Origin of the sequence: Spirilliplanes yamanashiensis (assembly GCF_016863475.1) — a bacterium.
Classification (GTDB): domain Bacteria; phylum Actinomycetota; class Actinomycetes; order Mycobacteriales; family Micromonosporaceae; genus Spirilliplanes; species Spirilliplanes yamanashiensis.
In genome coordinates, this window is the sequence record NZ_BOOY01000043.1 from 42823 (window position 1) to 59367 (window position 16545).

General features: G+C 72.2%; 20 protein-coding genes. 12 read left to right on the forward strand and 8 right to left on the reverse strand.

What is annotated here, in order from left to right; translation table 11 throughout:
* Nucleotides 1-5: 5 nt before the first annotated feature.
* From Sya03_RS29685 to Sya03_RS29710, 6 genes are all read right to left on the reverse strand, one after another.
* Entirely contained in the window at nucleotides 6-590 is a 585-nt protein-coding gene (locus Sya03_RS29685) for a M23 family metallopeptidase (RefSeq protein ID WP_203941758.1), read from the reverse strand.
* Between the two features lie 59 nt (nucleotides 591-649).
* Nucleotides 650-1612 carry a coiled-coil domain-containing protein gene (locus Sya03_RS29690; protein ID WP_239107941.1) on the reverse strand — a complete coding sequence of 321 codons (963 nt, stop codon included), beginning with the start codon at nucleotides 1610-1612 and terminating at the stop codon, nucleotides 650-652.
* Between the two features lie 259 nt (nucleotides 1613-1871).
* Nucleotides 1872-2318: a hypothetical protein gene (locus Sya03_RS29695; protein WP_203941760.1), complete on the reverse strand. Its 447-nt coding sequence runs from the start codon at nucleotides 2316-2318 to the stop codon at nucleotides 1872-1874.
* Between the two features lie 10 nt (nucleotides 2319-2328).
* Nucleotides 2329-2991: a DUF305 domain-containing protein gene (locus Sya03_RS29700; RefSeq protein WP_203941761.1), complete on the reverse strand. Its 663-nt coding sequence runs from the start codon at nucleotides 2989-2991 to the stop codon at nucleotides 2329-2331.
* Nucleotides 2992-2994: 3 nt separating this feature from the next.
* Nucleotides 2995-3663 (reverse strand): thioredoxin-like domain-containing protein, encoded by a 669-nt coding sequence (locus Sya03_RS29705; RefSeq protein WP_203941762.1) that lies wholly within the window; start codon nucleotides 3661-3663, stop codon nucleotides 2995-2997.
* A gap of 51 nt (nucleotides 3664-3714) precedes the next feature.
* Nucleotides 3715-4188: a hypothetical protein gene (locus tag Sya03_RS29710; RefSeq protein ID WP_203941763.1), complete on the reverse strand. Its 474-nt coding sequence runs from the start codon at nucleotides 4186-4188 to the stop codon at nucleotides 3715-3717.
* A gap of 66 nt (nucleotides 4189-4254) precedes the next feature.
* Here Sya03_RS29710 and Sya03_RS29715 point away from each other — a divergent pair, with 66 nt between their 5' ends.
* Entirely contained in the window at nucleotides 4255-4755 is a 501-nt protein-coding gene (locus tag Sya03_RS29715; protein ID WP_203941764.1) for a hypothetical protein, read from the forward strand.
* On the opposite strand, the gene lnt is transcribed toward Sya03_RS29715, so the two are convergent.
* Nucleotides 4701-6245, reverse strand: a complete 1545-nt coding sequence (lnt, locus tag Sya03_RS29720; protein WP_239107942.1) for an apolipoprotein N-acyltransferase — start codon at nucleotides 6243-6245, stop codon at nucleotides 4701-4703. The two genes, Sya03_RS29715 and lnt, sit on opposite strands and share 55 nt — an antisense overlap.
* Before the next feature lie 240 nt (nucleotides 6246-6485).
* Between lnt and Sya03_RS29725 the strand changes: the two genes are divergently transcribed.
* From Sya03_RS29725 to Sya03_RS29735, 3 genes are read left to right on the forward strand one after another with little or no spacing between them, the layout of a single operon-like run.
* Nucleotides 6486-6857 carry a BlaI/MecI/CopY family transcriptional regulator gene (locus tag Sya03_RS29725; RefSeq protein ID WP_275411492.1) on the forward strand — a complete coding sequence of 124 codons (372 nt, stop codon included), beginning with the start codon at nucleotides 6486-6488 and terminating at the stop codon, nucleotides 6855-6857.
* Nucleotides 6854-7810: a M56 family metallopeptidase gene (locus Sya03_RS29730; RefSeq protein WP_203941767.1), complete on the forward strand. Its 957-nt coding sequence runs from the start codon at nucleotides 6854-6856 to the stop codon at nucleotides 7808-7810. Before Sya03_RS29725 ends, Sya03_RS29730 begins: the two co-directional genes overlap by 4 nt.
* Nucleotides 7810-9459, forward strand: coding sequence for a copper resistance CopC/CopD family protein (locus Sya03_RS29735; RefSeq protein WP_203941768.1), 1650 nt, complete (start codon nucleotides 7810-7812; stop codon nucleotides 9457-9459). The genes Sya03_RS29730 and Sya03_RS29735 overlap by 1 nt, the downstream gene beginning before the upstream one ends.
* A gap of 183 nt (nucleotides 9460-9642) precedes the next feature.
* Here Sya03_RS29735 and Sya03_RS29740 read toward each other — a convergent pair whose 3' ends face one another.
* Nucleotides 9643-10020 carry an ArsR/SmtB family transcription factor gene (locus tag Sya03_RS29740; RefSeq protein WP_203941769.1) on the reverse strand — a complete coding sequence of 126 codons (378 nt, stop codon included), beginning with the start codon at nucleotides 10018-10020 and terminating at the stop codon, nucleotides 9643-9645.
* Nucleotides 10021-10100: 80 nt separating this feature from the next.
* Here Sya03_RS29740 and Sya03_RS29745 point away from each other — a divergent pair, with 80 nt between their 5' ends.
* From Sya03_RS29745 to Sya03_RS29780, 8 genes are all read left to right on the forward strand, one after another.
* Nucleotides 10101-10250 (forward strand): hypothetical protein, encoded by a 150-nt coding sequence (locus tag Sya03_RS29745; protein WP_203941770.1) that lies wholly within the window; start codon nucleotides 10101-10103, stop codon nucleotides 10248-10250.
* Between the two features lie 273 nt (nucleotides 10251-10523).
* Nucleotides 10524-12047 carry an NAD(P)-binding domain-containing protein gene (locus Sya03_RS29750; protein WP_370872173.1) on the forward strand — a complete coding sequence of 508 codons (1524 nt, stop codon included), beginning with the start codon at nucleotides 10524-10526 and terminating at the stop codon, nucleotides 12045-12047.
* A 20-nt stretch (nucleotides 12048-12067) separates the two neighbouring features.
* Nucleotides 12068-13312, forward strand: coding sequence for an MFS transporter (locus tag Sya03_RS29755; protein ID WP_239107943.1), 1245 nt, complete (start codon nucleotides 12068-12070; stop codon nucleotides 13310-13312).
* Nucleotides 13313-13334: 22 nt separating this feature from the next.
* Complete coding sequence (locus Sya03_RS29760) at nucleotides 13335-14021, forward strand: arsenate reductase/protein-tyrosine-phosphatase family protein (RefSeq protein ID WP_203941772.1); 687 nt, start codon at nucleotides 13335-13337, stop codon at nucleotides 14019-14021.
* Nucleotides 14018-14698 (forward strand): arsenate reductase ArsC, encoded by a 681-nt coding sequence (locus Sya03_RS29765; RefSeq protein ID WP_203941773.1) that lies wholly within the window; start codon nucleotides 14018-14020, stop codon nucleotides 14696-14698. The genes Sya03_RS29760 and Sya03_RS29765 overlap by 4 nt, the downstream gene beginning before the upstream one ends.
* 63 nt (nucleotides 14699-14761) lie before the next feature.
* Nucleotides 14762-15508 carry an aquaporin gene (locus Sya03_RS29770; protein WP_203941774.1) on the forward strand — a complete coding sequence of 249 codons (747 nt, stop codon included), beginning with the start codon at nucleotides 14762-14764 and terminating at the stop codon, nucleotides 15506-15508.
* Nucleotides 15505-16143 carry an arsenate-mycothiol transferase ArsC gene (locus Sya03_RS29775; RefSeq protein ID WP_203941775.1) on the forward strand — a complete coding sequence of 213 codons (639 nt, stop codon included), beginning with the start codon at nucleotides 15505-15507 and terminating at the stop codon, nucleotides 16141-16143. Before Sya03_RS29770 ends, Sya03_RS29775 begins: the two co-directional genes overlap by 4 nt.
* Nucleotides 16136-16543 (forward strand): arsenate reductase ArsC, encoded by a 408-nt coding sequence (locus Sya03_RS29780; RefSeq protein ID WP_203941776.1) that lies wholly within the window; start codon nucleotides 16136-16138, stop codon nucleotides 16541-16543. The genes Sya03_RS29775 and Sya03_RS29780 overlap by 8 nt, the downstream gene beginning before the upstream one ends.
* Nucleotides 16544-16545 lie beyond the last annotated feature (2 nt).

Consider the following 16545-nt stretch of genomic DNA (forward strand, 5'->3'; position numbering starts at 1 on the left):
CGTGCTCAACGTCCGACAACAGCGCCGCGCTGGGCCAGGTAGGACGGCACGTCAGTGGCCTGGCCGTTGACGCGGAGCTCGAAGTGCAGGTGCGGCCCGAATGCCTTGCCGGTCTCGCCGACCAGTGCGATCGGGTCGCCGGGCCGGACCTGCTGTCCCGCGCCGACCAGCAGCCGCGAGGAGTGGGCGTACACCGTGGTGGTGCCGCTGCCGTGGTCCACGACGACGCGTAAGCCGTAGTCGCTGGTGTACCCGGCCTCGGTGACGATCCCGGCATGCGCGGCGACGACCGGCGTGCCCGCGGGCGCCGCCAGGTCGATGCCGTCGTGGTTTCCGCCCCAGCGCGGCCCTACCTGCGACGTCACGGTGTAGTCGGTCAGGGGCACCCGCCACTCGCCGACTCGCGGCGTGGCAGGGGCGGCGGGGGGCCGCGGCCGGGCCTGTCCGCGGGACGCGCTGGCGGCGTCACGATCGTCGAGGGGCGGCGGTGGCGCCGACTGCGCTGGGACGGCGAGTCGATCGCCGTCCCTGGCGGCCGCGACGCCGGCGACGCCTACGAGCCCGAGCGCCGCGACGACCAGCACGCTCACGCCGATCGGCTGGACGTCACGGCGGAGGCGGCGGCACCCCCGGTAGCTTCGAGCGCCCATCACAACATCGACATGTGGACGTGGTCCTTGTGATCCTTGGGGCCCCCGTAGGACTTCCATCCTGTCGCGGGAAACCAGATCTTCTCGTACCAGATCACGTAGAGAATCCCGAGGCGGTCCGCGTTGCGGACGAGGAAGGCGGCCAGGTTGTTGCCGTAGATCTTCTCGTCGGCGTTACGGGCGGCGCTGAAACCCCTGCTGCGCAGCGACCAGTCGCAGGCCCGGCCCTTGGGGTGTTCGAAGGGTCCGCCGGTGCGGTGGCACCCGACGAAGCGGTTGAAGCCGGCCTTCTTCGCCTCCCGCAGGGCGTTGAGTGTCCGCGCGGTGACGCACCCGCCCGTGGTGGGGTCGTCCTGGTTGCAACCCTCGTCGCCGAACTGGCCGTCCGGGCCACGCGGCGCGGCCCTCGCGACCGGTGACGTGGCGGCCACCAGACCACCCGTCAGTTCCTTGCCGCCGACGAGCGCCAGCGCCTTCTCGGCGGCCCGCTTCTGCTCCGTCATGATCTTGAGTTGGCGCTGCTCCTCCGCGACCTCGCGATCGACGTCCGCCTGGGCCTTGCCGGCGGCGGCAACGGCCTCGTTGAGCTCGCGCAGGCGGGCATCGTTGACCCTGTTGATCTCGTAAAGGCCCTGCGCCCGTTCCAGGAAGCCGCCGGAGGTCGAGCTGTCGAGCAGGACGCTGAACGGCGTCACCTTGCCTGTGCGGTACGACTCGGCCGCCATCTGCTGGACGCCGGGGAGCAGGGCGTCCCGCTTGGCCTCGGCCTTCTGCAGCTCAAGACTCAGCGTCAGCTGCCGCTTCTTCGACCGGTCGAGCGCCGTCCTGGCCTTGACGTAGCCGCGTCCGGTGGAGTCCAGCACCTCCCGCAGCATCTTCGGGGCGCCTTCGTCGTCGGTCGTGGAAGCCGCATCGTTGGGTTCGGCGGCGACACCTGGGACCGGGGCGGCAATGGTGGCCACGGCGAGGACGAGCGCGAGGACTGCTGCTCCTCTTCGCTGGGTTGGTGCCAACTGAGGTTCCTCTCGTGCTGGCCGACACGCCGGGGACGATGCGCGCGGCCGTCACTCACCACGTCGCCGCAAAAGCGCGCGTGCGCGGGCCTGGGCGTGATGAGCGCCGGGGGATCGTTCCGTCATGACGGCTGGTGGTTGCGTGGTTCACCGGGGCACTGGACTGTCGGCCCCCGTAGGAGGGCGTCGACGATGGCTGCCGGTGGGCCTATGTACGCAGGACCGTCGAGGACGTCGGCACGGCGAGCAGCTGCGGAACCAGCATGGTCAGCCAGGGCGGTCGGTCATCGGCCGACCCCGGGCCACCACCGGTGCGGCGCAGGCGGAACAGGGCTACGGCGACAGCCGCGAGCATCATGAGGCAGGCCGCCAGAGCGTGCGATGAGCCACCCGTACCGGGGTGCGGATCCGGCTGGGCGGCGGTTCCGGAGCTGTCCGGCACATGGATGCCGGCGGCGTCGCCGGAAGCGAGGACGACCGCGATCGGCGTGGCGGACGCTTCATGAACGACGACTGCCGACCCCGCGCTCGTGGTGACGGTGAGACCGCACTGCGACCCGTGCAGGAGAGCACCGAGGCCGAGAACCAGGAACGCCAGGATCCACCGCGGCGTCAGCCGACGCCCCGCTGCCCCACGGTCGCCCTCCCAGGTCACGGTCGCCACCCTACTGCTCCGACAGCCTGGACTTCAGTTGTGTCAGGGCGTTGATTTCGCTCTGCTGGCCCACCTTGATCGCCTCGGCGAGTTCCCGGACCTCGTCCTCGGGGTCGGTTCGGAGCACGGCGTCGACCATCTCGATGCCGCCCGCGTGGTGACGGATCATCAGGTCACAGAAGAGCGCATCGAACTGGGCCCCGGACAGGGTGCCCAGCCGGGCCATCTCCGCCTCGGTGGCCATGCCCGGCATCGGGGCGTCCTCGGCAGGCTGGTCGGCCATGTCGGCGTCGTGCGACATGCCACCGTCCCGCATCCACGCCATGCGTGGGCCCGTGCCGGTGGGCGGGACGTTCCACTGCTTCAGCCAGGCGCGCATGGTGCCGATCTGCGCCTGCTGCGTCAGCCCCATGTCCAGGGCCATCCGGCGGACCTCCTCCAGACCCGCCTGCCGCACGCCCAGCATGGACATCTCCACGGCCTGCGCGTGATGCGTCGACATGTCCCGGGCGAAGCCGACGTCGCTCGAGTCGTCCGATGGCGCCGTCAGGACCGGCATCGCGAGACCGATGCTGAGGCCCACTGCAACGGCCAGCGCCGCGCCGGCCACGCCCAGCAGGACAACGAGGCCGCGCCGTCGCGGAGGTGCCGGGTCGACGTTCTGATCGTGCACGGCTCAGCCTCCCGCGGAGGGAGGCGGCGCCGTACCGGTGTCGGTGATGCCGCGCGAGCACGGCGCCCCGACCTCAGGGCCGGCATTGATCCGCGCGGCCGACAGGAACGTGTCGATCCTTTCGTCGCTCGCGGAGTCCACGACCAGCTGGTAGCCCCACGCCTGCAGCGAGATCGGGCCGGGCGTGTTCTCCTGCGGGCTCATCAGGGTGTAGTCCTTGCCCCGGACCCGTTCCTCCAACTGGCGCACCTGCTCCGCCGGCAGGCCCGGCCGGTACGTCACCCACACGGCGCCGTGCTCCAGGCTGTGCGTGGCGTTCTCGGCGGCGATGGGCGCCGGGTAGACGTCGCCCGTGCAGTTCTGCCAGGCACCGTTGTGATCGCCCCCGACCGACGGCTTGACCGCGTAGTCGAGCGGACCCTCCTTGTGATCCTGCGTGAGCCATGCGGGCTTCTGCGCCTTGTAGTCGGTCAGGCCGGAGATCTCCGCGAGACGGTCGCCCCACGGACGGGTGCCCCGCCACGACGCGAACGCGGCGTACCCGATGATGGTCACCGCCAGGACCGCTACGGCGGCGACGGTGGCGATGACGCCCCACGGCCGCGCAGCGGCCACCGGGACCGCCTTCTTCTTGGGACGCCTGCCTATTTTCGGACCCCGCGACTGTGCCATTCTCCGCCTTTCTCGCTTCATCGTGCTAAGGGTCTCCGAAATTGCCTGTCGTCATGACGGGCGGTAGTCCGACAATCGCCTTCGTGGGTCAGCGTTGAGCCATTCCAGCATCCTGTTGTATTCGGCGAGCACGGGGTCGTCGGGCGGCGAAGGTGTCTGCGACGGTGCCGCTCTGGACGGCGCACCGGCGTCCTGACCGAACGTCCACACCAGTGGCGGCGGGTCAACAGCGTGTACGGCCTCGTCCGGCTCCACCTTGCTCGCCGCCTTGGCGGCCACGTGTTCGCGGACGAATCGGACCCACAGGAAGACGCCGAACGAGGCGAAGGTGGGCCACTGCGCGGCGTATCCGATACTGATCGTGCTCCCGTCCAGTGCGCTGCGAATCTGCCACCAGCCGAGCCTGCCGAACAACGCGACGAGCCCGATCACGACGATGTGGCCGACGACCAACCGGGGAGCGAGATATGCCCGCACCCGTCGGGCCGACGGGCGCCGCCGAAAGGGATCCTCTACCGTGTGCATGTGCGGCTATCCCGAATTGACACCGATTTCCGGCAGATCGTCTCGCTCGTATTCCAGGACGGAAGTGTGACCGTCGTTCCCACCTCCGCGGGACGGAGCCGGGCGGCGCGTGCCGCCGGCGGGGCCGTGCTCGGGTCCGTCGGCCTGACCGCCCTGGCGATCAACGCCGAGGACAAGGCGAACCACACCTTCGGGTTGATCGTGTGGATCCTCGCCGGGGTCGTGCTCGCGGTGGGCGGCGCCGCGGCGGTGTGGCTGTGGGTGGCCGCGGTCGTGCGGGAGCGGCGGGACGGCCCGCGGGGCACCGTCATCCCGGCCTCGTCCGTCGTGCATGCCGCCAGCAACGCCGACGGCGGCCGGGTGGCGGTGACGATCCAGACGGACGACGGCGCTTCCCGCACGTTCAGCGCTCCCGGCCGCAGCGGCGGCCAGTTGGCCACCCAGTTCGGGAGCCTGCTGGGCGTCGAGGCCCCGAAAGAGGTGAGGGACGAGATCCCGGCGCAGTCCACGGCTCAGGACCGCCCGTCGGCTGCTGACAGGGACAGCGGTTCCACGACCGCACGCTGAGCCGTCGCCCGCCGGAGACGAAGACGGGAACGCGCCACCGCCGCGAGGATGAACCCGGCCACCACGACCGCGGACCATTCCGGCGCGGCGCCGAGGCGGGTGGCCAGCGTCCGTGCCTGTCCCACCGGCAGCGTTCGGACCGCGACGGCTTGGGTGTTCCACGCTGTGGCGTCGTGCAGGGAGCCGTCCGGCAGGGCGAAGGCCGACACCCCGACGGTCGAGGCCATGACCGCGGCCCGTCCGTGCTCGACGGCGCGCAGGCGCACCATGGCCAGCTGCTGCGTCGCTTCGGCTTCGTTGAAGGTGGCGTTGTTGGTCTGCACGGCGATCAGGTCCGCGCCGTTGCGCACGGTGTCCCGCACGAGCCCGTCGTAGGCGACCTCGAAGCAGATGACGGGGCCCACCTTCGTGCCCGCCATGTCGGTGACGGCCGGGCTCTCGCCGGCGACGAAGTCTGCGCGCACGCGGTCGACCAGTGTCGTCACGCGCCGGATGAGCCCGCGCATCGGCACGAACTCGGCGAACGGGACCGGATGCCGCTTGATGTAGGTGTCCGCCGGGCCGCCGTCCGGCAGCCACGTGAGGCTGGCATTGCGGGCCCTGCCCTGCCCGGGGCCCTGCAGGACGGCGCCGACGAGGATCGGGACGCCGATCGCCCGGGCGGCGTCGTCGATGCGCGCGGCGGCGTCCGCATGGACCAGCGGGTCGATGTCCGACGAGTTCTCGGGCCAGATCACCAGATCGGGGCGCGGGCGCACGCCGTGCTTCACGTCTTGCGCCAAGCGCTCCGTGGCGGTCACGTGGTTGTCGAGAACGGCCCGCCGCTGCGCGTTGAAGTCGAGCCCGATGCGTGGCACGTTGCCCTGCACCACGGCAACCACCACCGGACGCCCGGAGTCGGTCCCGCCGACCGGCACCAGCAGCCCGGCGACGGAGACGGCACCCGCACCGGCCACCCAGGCGGCGGACCAGCGCAGGTGCCGGCGACCGTTTCCCTCGACCGCGGTACGCCACACGACCACCGCGAGAACGCCGCCGGTCAGGGCGACCGCGAACGTGACCGCGGGCGCCCCGGCGACGGCCGCCAGCCGCACCGCCGGGGCGTCCGCCTGGCTGAAGGCGAGACGCCCCCACGGGAAGCCGCCGAACGGCACGCGCGATCTCAGCGCCTCCTGCGCGACCCACCCGGCGGCACTGATGAGCGGCCACAGCCAGGCGTGGCGGTCGGCCAGGACGCTGCAGGCCGCCAAGTACGCGCCCAGGGCGGCCAGGAACAGCGCCTGGACGCCCGCGAGCAGCCACCACGGCCACCAGCCGATCTGCAGCCCGGTGAAGCTCAGCAGCGGCACGAAGAACACCAACCCGGTCGCCGCGCCCAGCGAGGCGCCGGCGCGAACGCTGCGCCGGCGCACCACGAGGGCGAGCATGGCCACGCCGACCGGCGCGGCCGCCCACCAGTCGTACGGCGGGAAGGCGACCAGCAGGGACAACCCGGCCAGGACGGCCCCGAATGCGGCTTCGACGGGGCCAAGCCTCCGAGGGGCGACGTGGGACGGCTGCGACATCGTTCGGCCCTCCCTGACTCCGGCTCGGTTGCGGCCCTCGAGGATGCTACCTAACCTCCTAAGGTGTTTAGGTGACAAGGTCCACCGGACGGGGTTGCGCCGCGGCGGGCCGGCTTGTCCTGCCAGCTACTCTTGGCCGTCGTGTCGTGAGCGAAGGGCGCTGCATTGCGAGGGTTCGGGGAGCTGGAAGCAGCGATCATGAGCGTCCTGTGGGATCGCGCGGAGCCGGCGACCGTACGGGAGGTTCTGGAGGATCTCCGGCCTGGACGCGACCTCGCGTACAACACCGTGCTGACCGTCGTCGACATCCTGTACAAGAAGGGCTGGCTGGAACGCAGCCGAGAGGGGCGCGCGTTCCGGTACACGCCGAACGCCTCGCGCAGCGACTACGGCGCCCGCCTCATGCGTGACGCCATGTCCGAGAGCGGCGATCCAGTCGGCTCCCTGGCCGGTTTCGTGCAGCGGCTGAGCGTCGAGGAGAGCGCCGCGCTGCGGGCGGCGCTCGAGGCCTTCGCAGGCGACGAGGAGCGGTCGTGATCGCGATCGCGCTCGTCGTCCTCGCCGGGGCGGTGGCGTTCGCCGCCCTGCGATGGCTGCCCGGCGCCGACTGGGTCTACCGGTCGCCGCGCCTTGGCATCGCCGCCTGGTACGCGGCCGTCGCCACGGTCATCCTGTCGCTCGTGTCGGCCGCTGCGGAAGCAATCGTGCCCATGCGGACGGGCGTTCCCGCCATCTGCACCGCTGTGCTCTGGTGCGTGCAGGCGATGGGTGGCGCCCACGGCGCGGAAGCCCGTGTGATGGCCAACCTGGTCACCGTCTGCATCGGCGTCGTCGTTCTTGTCGCGGCAGCGAGGGTGGTGCGTGGCGGCCGTGCGATGACGGCGCAGCGCCGCCGGCACCGTGACATGGTCACGCTGGCCGGTCGGCGGCACGCTGGGCTGCGGCTGACCCTCATCGACCATCCCCACCCCGCCGCCTACGTGTTGCCGGGTCACGCCTCCCGCTACGTGGTGACGACTGGTGCGGTGCAGCACCTCAGCAGGGCCGAGCTCACCGCCGTCCTCGCGCACGAGCGGGCCCATGCCGACGGCCGGCACCAACTGCTGCTGGACACCCTCGGGCTCCTGTCGCTGATGGCGCCGCGGGCCTCGATGCTGCGAACGGCGCACGCCCAGGTGATGCGGCTGGTCGAGATCCGCGCCGATGAGGTCGCCGCCGCTCGCCATCCCCGGATCGACCTCGCCCGCGCGCTGGTGACGATGGCGACACCGCACGCCGGGCCGGCGGGCGTCCCGGTCGGCTTGGTGGCCGGCGACGGCGGTGACACCGCGGAGCGGCTCGGCCGGCTGCTGCATCCGCCGCGCCGGCTCCCGCTGGCCCTTGTTGCGGGGCTAACCGTCGCGATCGCTGCACTGCCCGTGGTGCCGCTGGTGATGGCCGCGGCCTGCCGGTGGTACCCCGCATTGTCGTCGTGCGTCTGGAGCATCTGATGCGCACTGCCGCCCGCGCGGCTTTCGCCGGAGTACTTCTCGGACTCCTGCTCGCCATCTTGACGCCGGCCTCCCCCGCCTCCGCCCATGCCGTGCTGAAGTCGAGTGATCCCGCCGCGGACGCCATCGTCCCGGAGGCGCCGGCCACGGTGAGTCTGGTGTTCACCGAACCGGTGCAGCTGGTGGCGGGCAGGATCCAGGTGCTCGCCCCCGACGGCTCGCGTGCCGACCAAGGCGAACCGAGCGTGGCGGGCACTACCGTCACGATTCGTCTGCGCGGTGAGGCGCAGGGCACGTACCTGGTGAGCTACCGGGTCATCTCGGCCGACAGCCACCCGATCGCCGGCGCTTTTCCGTACTCGGTGGGCGTAGCGTCCACCCCTCCCGTCGCGGCCGACGACACGTCAGCCGGTGTCGACCCCGTTGTACGCACCGCCATCGCCGTGGCGAAGTACCTGGGATACGCCGGCCTCCTGCTGATCATCGGGCCGGTGATGGTGTTGTCGCTGCTGTGGCCCCACCGGCTGCAGCGTCGTGCGCCAGGCAGGCTCGTGTGGACCGGGTTCGGGCTGACCCTGGCCTCGGCCCTGGCGGCGCTGTGGCTGCAGGTGCCGTACACGACGGGCACCGGCCTGTTCGGCGGTGGTTGGTCCGATCTGCAGGGCGTGCTCGGGTCGACGTTCGGCGCGGTGATGCTGGTCCGGATCGGCGTGGTGTGCGCCGCGGCGCTCCTGGTCCGTCCGCTGATCGCCGGCACGGGCGGCGAGTCCCGCAGCGACCTGGCGGTCCTGACCGTGCTGGGCGTCGCGGCGGTGAGCACGTGGCCGTTGACGGGCCACCCGTCCGCGTCGCCCGTAGCGGCGGTCTCGATCGTCATCGACGCGGTCCACCTCGCCGCGATGGCCGTCTGGCTGGGCGGTCTGGTCATGCTGTTCGGCTTCCTGCTCCCCCGCGCCGACGAACGGGAGCTCGGCGCCATCCTGCCGATCTGGTCCCGGTGGGCGACCGTCGCCGTCGGGGCTCTGGTCCTGGCCGGCACGACGCAGGCGCTGATCGAGGTGGGCACCCTCGACGGCCTCGTGTCGACCACCTACGGCCGGCTGATGATGGTCAAGGTGGGGCTCGTCGCGCTGGTGCTGGCGGTGGCCGCGTACTCCCGGCGCCTGGTGCAACGAGCGGCCGCCGGGGGCGTGACCCGGCCGGTGCGCCGGGCCGTCGCCGTCGAACTCGGCGCTACCGCCGTCATCCTGGCGGTCACCGCCGTACTGGTGCAGACGCCACCGGCCCGGACGGCAGCCGCCGGGCCGGCCGGTGGGCAGGCCGTCACCACGTCGTACGACGCGACGCTGACCAATGAGAGCTTCCGTCTGCAGGTCACCGCCTTCCCGGCGACGGTCGGCAACAACTCGATCCACCTGTACGCCTACAACCCCGACGGCACTCCGCTGCCGGTGGTGGAGTGGGTGGCGACGGCCGCGTTGCCGGCGCAGAACGTGGAGCCGATCGCCGTGGACCTGCTGCGCATCACCGACAATCACGCCATCGGCGAGGTGAGCCTGCCCACCGCCGGCGACTGGGAACTGCGCTTCACGCTGCGCACGTCGGAGATCGAGCAGTCGACGGTGGCGGGGACGGTGCCGATCCGCTGACGCACCAAGGGCACCGGCCTGCGCCGGGCTGGTCGAGCGGACCCTGCTGGCCGACCACAGTCACGTTCGGCACCGCCGGGCCGGCGGGCCCATCGAAGTGCCGGGCACTCGCCTACGCCCGTGAGAGTCAATGCCGTCGACCTCACGGCGCCTCGCGCACTCTGGGCCGAGGTCAGCCGTGACTCAAGCTGCGGCCCGGGCGGTTGTGTTCACCGCGAGCAGTGCCGACAGCTGCGTCAAGGCCTCGGGGCGGATTCGGTAGTACGCCCAGGTCGCGCGACGTTCGACGTCGACCAGGCCGGTCTCGCGCAGCACCCGCAGGTGGTGCGAGATCGTCGGCCCGGACAGGGTGAACGCGTCGGTCAGGTCGCACACGCAGACTTCGTCGGTCGAGGCGATCAGCGACAACAGCCGCAGCCGGACCGGGTCGCCGAGCGCCTTGAACATCGGCGCCAGCTGCCCGGCTGCCTCCGTGGTCAGGGCCTGTGCGGTCAGGGGCGGGCAGCAGGAGCCGCCGGATGGCGCGACACGGCTAGCGTCCACAGCAACCGAACTCGACATGCGTCTAGCTTGACACTCGTCTAGGTACCGTGCAAGTCTCGACATCGAACCTAGATGAGTGTCTAGCAAAGGGGTTGGTCATGTTCGCCTTCCTGCGCCGCCGCCGCACCGCCACCCTCGCCGCCGTCACCTTCTGCGACGCATGCGCGCAGGTCTGCACGGCCGAGTGCCGCGCCGCCGCCCACTACGACCGCATCCGCACTGCCGCGCTGACCCACGTCATCCGCTGAGCCCGTCCTACGCTGAGGAGTATCACCGCCATGAGTGACAAGACCACCGCCGCGGACCCGTGTTGCGGCACCGCTGAGGCTGCTGCGCAGGCAGACGCCTGCTGTGACCCGCAGGCCAAGGCGGGCGCGGTCGCCGACGGCGCTGGCTGCTGTGGCCCGGCGGTCAGCACGGCGCAGCCCGTCGAAATCACCACCACCATCGCCACGACCGCAAGCACCACCGCCGGCGGCGGCTGTTGCGGCGACACCAGCGGCACGACGGCGGCAATCACCATCACCGCCTCGCAGGCCGCCCAGGCGCAGAACGGGCCTCAGATCCCGGTCGTGGTGGTCGGCGCGGGCCCAGTGGGACTCGCGGCCGCCGCGCACCTGCACGAGCAGGGCCTGCTATTTCTCGTCCTTGAAGCCGGCGACAGCGTCGCCGCGTCCGTGCGGCAATGGGGCCACGTGGCCCTGTTCAGCCCGTGGCGTTACAACATCGACGCCGCCGCCCGACGGTTGCTTGACGCCGCCGGTTGGGCCGCCCCGGATGACGAGACCCTGCCGACGGGCGCGCAGCTCGTCGAGGAGTACCTCCAGCCACTGGCCAAGCTCCCGGCGATCGCGCCGCATCTGCGCTTCGGCGCTCGCGTGGCGACGGTCAGCCGGGTCGGCGTCGACAGGGTCCGTACCGCCGGCCGCGCCGACCTGCCCTTCGTCGTGCGCCTCGCCGACGGCACGGACGTCATCGCGAGCGCCGTCGTCGACGCGTCCGGCACCTGGCGCAGCCCCAGCCCGCTCGGCGTCAACGGGCTGCCGGCTCACGGCGAGCTCGACGCCGGCGACCTGATCGAGCACGCCCTGCCCGATGTTCTCGGCGCCGACCGTGACGCGCACGCCGGGGCGCACACCGTCGTGGTCGGCTCCGGGCACTCCGCCGCGAATACCCTGCTCGACCTCGCGCGCCTTGCCGAGACGGCGCCGGGCACCCGCATCACGTGGGCGGTGCGCGGTGGCTCGGCGCAGCGCGCCTTCGGCGGGGAGGGCGCCGACGAGTTGCCGGCCCGTGGCGCGCTCGGCAGCGGCCTTCGCGCTCTGGTCGACACCGGCCGGGTCACCCTGGTCACCGGTTTCGGGGTGCACACCGTGCGCCGCACCGGCGCCGGCGTCGAGCTGGTCGCCACGGACGGGCGCACCGTCACCGCCGACCGTGTCGTCGCGGCCACCGGCTTCCGGCCGGACCACGGCATCACCACCGAGCTGCGGCTGGACCTCGACCCGATCCTCGGCTGCACCCGCACCCTCGCCGACGTGATCGACCCCAACGAGCACTCCTGCGGCACCGTGCCCCCGCACGGCTATAAGGAGCTGGGCCACCCCGAGCCCAACTACTACGCCGTCGGCATGAAGTCCTACGGCCGCGCGCCCACGTTCCTCATGGCCACCGGCTACGAGCAAGTCCGCTCCATCGCCGCCGCCCTGGCCGGCGACTTCGAGGCCGCCGACGACGTGCAGCTCGACCTGCCCGAGACCGGGGTGTGCAGCTCCGACCTCGGCGCGGAGAACGCCGCCCGCGCGATCGCCGCTCGCTTCGGCCTGGCCCCGGACGTGCCGGGCAAGCTCGCCACGGCAACGATGGCGCTGCTGCCGACCGCAGCCAGCACCAGCGACGCCGTGCGCGCCGCCGCCGCGGAGATCGGCCTCGACCCGGACACGGCGCTGGAGATCGCCACCCTCGCCGAACAGCCTGGCGCGCTGCCCACCGTGGCCGGGTTGATCAGCCTCACGCCCTCGGCCGGCGGCTCCTGCTGCTCGTGAGTTCCAGCGCACCATCGGTCGTGCCCGCCGGTCATCACACCGGCGGGCACGTGCCGTCCGGGCGGCCCGCTGCGGTGATGGCCGCGCTGGCGGTCACGCAGACCATCGGCTACGGCACCCTCTACTACGCCTTCGCCGTCCTGCTCACCCCACTCGCCAGAGACCTGGGCGTCACCACGACGGCCGTCACCGGCGCCTACACCGCCAGCATCCTTGTCGGCGCGGTGCTCGCAGTGCCGGTCGGGCGGTGGCTCGACGCCCACGGCGGCCGCATCCTGATGACGGCAGGGTCCGCCGCCGGCGTCCTGCTGCTGATCGGGTGGTCGCAAATCACCAGCTTGTGGCAGCTCTACCTCGTGCAGGTCGGCATCGGGATCGCTGCGGCCGCCAGCCTGTACGAGGCCGCATTCGCCGTCGTCATTGCCCTGACCAGCCCGCAGAGCCGGGCCGGAGCGCTGCTCGCGATCACCGTCGTGGCCGGATTCTCCAGCACCGTGTTCCTGCCGCTGACCGGGTGGCTCGTCGACGTCCACGGCTGGCGCACCACCCTGGTCATCCTCGCCGCCGTCCAGGCCGTGACCGTGCCGTTGCACGCCTTCGTCGTCCGCAGGCCCGCCGAGGCCACGCGAGTCCGATTCGGCGCGGCACCGGGCACGGCGGCAGTCCGGGCGGCGCTCACCGACCGCGGGTTCTGGCTGCTGGCGATCGGATTCACCGCGCACACCGCCGCGATCAGTGCGTTGACCGTCCACCTCGTCGCCGCGCTTGTCTCCTGGGGGCACCGACCGGCGTTCGCGGCAAGCATCGCCGGGCTGCTCGGAGTGCTTTCGGTGGCCGGCCGGGTGCTCACCACCGGCCTGCAACGCCGCTACCGGACCACCACCGTCACCGCCGGCGTCTTCAGCATCCAAGCGCTCGCCGCGCTACTGCTCCCGTTCGTCGGCGCCACCGTCGGCGGAGCGATCGGCGCCGTCATCGGCTTCGGTCTGGGCTTCGGCGTGGCCACCATCGCCAAGCCGGTCCTGCTCGCCCAGCGCTACGACACTCGCCGGTACGCCACGCTCGCCGGGATTCTCGTCGTCCCGATGACCCTCGCCAAGGCGGCGGCACCACTCGCGGCGGCGGCCGCGGCGGCCGCCACCCGGACGTACGGCGTGGTGATGATCGCGGCTGCGGTCTGCTGCGCGGTCGCGGCCATCGCCCTCGCCGCCGGCGCTCATGACGAGCAGATGAACACTTCGGGCACGGCCTTGCTCCCGACCTAGTAGTTCAGCCAGCATTGAGTCAATGGACGCTGAACAGACCTCGGTGCGGGTGCGGGCGCGAATTCACGCCGCGCTCGGGGACCCGGCGCGGCTGGCGATCGTGGACGCGCTCTGCCTGGGCGACTCCTCGCCCGGCGAGATCGCCCGCGACCTGAGCCTGCCGACGAACTTGGTCGCGCACCACGTCAAGGTCCTCGCCGACGCCGGGCTGCTGGAGCGCACCCGGTCGGAGGCCGACCGGCGCCGCACCTACCTGCGGCTGCGGCCGGACGTCCTGGCGTCGCTGCAACCGCCGAGGATGCCAGAAGCGCGGCGAGTGGTGTTCGTCTGCACGCACAACTCGGCTCGTTCCCAGCTGGCCGCCGCCCTGTGGACGCAGCGCACCCAGCGGCCGACCGCCTCAGCCGGCACGCACCCGGCGCCGCGGGTGCATCCCAAGGCGGTCGCTGTCGCACATCGGCACGGCCTACGGCTCGACCCGCACGGCACCGCCCACGTCAGCGACATCGTCCATGACGGGGACCTGGTCATCGCCGTGTGCGATTCCGCCCACGAAGACCTGACCAGCAGCGCGGCCCGGCCGCAGTTGCACTGGTCGGTGCCCGACCCGGTCCGGGCCGGCACCGACGCGGCGTTCGAAACCGCCTACACCGACCTCGCCGGGCGCATCGAGCGCCTGGCCCCCTCGCTCGCGGGAGAACCGTCATGACCGACCTCACCGCCAACCTCACCGATCCGTCCTGGGCGCACTCCGAGCTGTCCATCGACCAGCAGCTCGCCCTCACCACCGCCGCCACCCGGCTGGCCGCCGACTTCGACGGCATCTTCGGCGCCGAGACCATCGAGCGGTTCCTGCACTCCAGCTACACGCAGTTCGCCACGGTCGGCAGCATCCCGCACTTCCTGCCGCTGCTGGCCGAACGCTTCGCCCGCCAGCGGCTGCAGGCTCTGGCCCGGGTGGAGGGTCACCACCGCGACGGCAAGCCGGTCGTGCTGTTCCTGTGCACCCACAACGCCGGCCGCTCGCAGATGGCCCTGGGATTCTTCACCCACCTCGCCCGTGACGCCGCGATCGCCTGGTCCGGCGGGTCCGAGCCGGGGCTCGACATCAACCCGTCCGCGGCCGCGGCCATGGCGGAGCGCGGCATCGACATCACCGGTGAATACCCGAAGCCGTGGACCGACGAGGTGGTGCGCGCCGCCGACGTCGTCGTCACGATGGGCTGCGGCGACGCCTGCCCTATCTTCCCCGGCACCCGGTACACCGACTGGGACCTCGACGACCCGGCCGGGCTGGACCTGCCCGCGGTGCGCCCGATCCGCGACGACCTCGAACGCCGCGTCCGTGCGCTGCTCGACGAGCTGGGCGTACCCGCCCGCTCCTGACATCCCGTCGACGGCCGGCGGCAACAGGCTGCCGGCCGCAGCACCCTGGAGAACCCGAACCTCATGAACACCGTTGCGCCCTGGCGGCGCCTGCTCGCCGAGTACGTCGGCACCGCGCTGCTGGTCACCGCCGTTGTCGGCTCCGGCATCATGGCCACCGAGCTGTCCCCGGACGACGTCGGCCTGCAGCTGCTGCAGAACTCGATCGCCACGGCGCTCGCGCTCGGCGCGCTGATCCTCACCTTCGGCCCGGTGTCCGGGGCGCACTTCAACCCCGTCGTGTCCGCCGCCGACTGGTGGCTCGGCCGTCGCCACGGCACCGGCCTGACCGGCCGGGACCTGGCCGGGTACGCCGTCGCGCAGACCCTCGGCGGCATCGCCGGATCGGTGCTGGCGAACCTCATGTTCGACCTGGCCGCCGTGACGCTGTCCGGCAAGGAGCGCTCGGGCGCGCACCTGTGGCTGGGCGAGGTCGTCGCCACCACCGGCCTGCTGCTGCTCATCTTCGCGCTCGTCCGGTCCGGCCGGGCCGCCGTCGCCCCGGCCGCGGTCGGCGCATACATCGGCGCGGCGTACTGGTTCACGTCATCCACGAGCTTCGCGAACCCTGCCGTCACGGTCGGGCGGGCGTTCACCGACACGTTCGCCGGCATCGCCCCGGCGTCGGTGCCCGCGTACGTCGGCGCCCAGCTCGTCGGCCTGCTCGCCGGCATCGGGCTGATCGTGGCGCTGTATCCGAACGCGGGCGCCGGCGCGGACGACGTCGTCGTCCCGCACGACTCCGCCGAGCAGGCCCGGGGCCGGGGATGACCGACCTCGACGCCCAGCTCGGGGCCATCACGACGACGCTCACCGCCCGGTTCGACGGCGTCATCGACGCCGACACCGTCGCCCGCTACGCCGCCGACTCCTACGTCGCGCTGCACCGCACCGCCCACGCCGACCCGCGGCTGCCCGAGCTGGCCGAGCGGTTCGCCGCCGACCGCCTCACCGCCCTCGCACAGCACACCGGCCGCCTCGCCAAGCAGGCGCCCGAGGTGCTGTTCGTCTGCATCCACAACGCCGGCCGGTCCCAGATGGGCGCCGCCCTCATGGCGCACCACGGCCGGGGAGCGGTCCGGGTGCACTCCGCCGGGTCGAAGCCCGACCCGGCGCCGTCGGCCTCGGCGGCCACGGTCCTGGCCGAACTGGGCGTCAACCTGAACGGCGCATACCCCAAGCCGCTCACCGACGACATCCTGCGCGCGGCCGACGTGGTCGTCATCGCCGGCGGTGGCGACGCCGTCCCCCGGCTGCCCGGCCCGCGGTACGAGGTGTGGGACCTGCCGCACCCACCGGGCAGCGACCTCGACGGCGTCCGCCAGGTCCGCGACACCGTCGACCGCCGCGTCCAAGCCCTCCTCGACCAGCTCACCATCATCCCGTCAGGAGCCACCCATGAGTGAGAAGCCGTCCGTCCTGTTCGTCTGCGTCCACAACGCCGGCCGCTCCCAGATGGCCGCCGGCTGGCTGCGCCACCTCGCCGGCGACCGCGTCGAGGTCCGCTCGGCCGGCTCGGCCCCGGCCGAGACGATCAACCCCGCGGCCGTCGAGGCGATGGCCGAGGTGGGCATCGACATCACCGACCAGAAGCCGAAGATCCTCGAGTACGACACCGTCGAGTCCTCCGACGTCATCGTGACCATGGGCTGCGGCGACGCGTGCCCGTACTTCCCGGGCAAGCGCTACGAGGACTGGAAGCTCGAAGACCCGGCCGGCAAGGGCGTCGAGTCGGTCCGGCTGATCCGCGACGAGATCAAGGGCCGGATCGAGAAGCTGCTCGCCGACCTGGTCCCGGCGGGCTGACC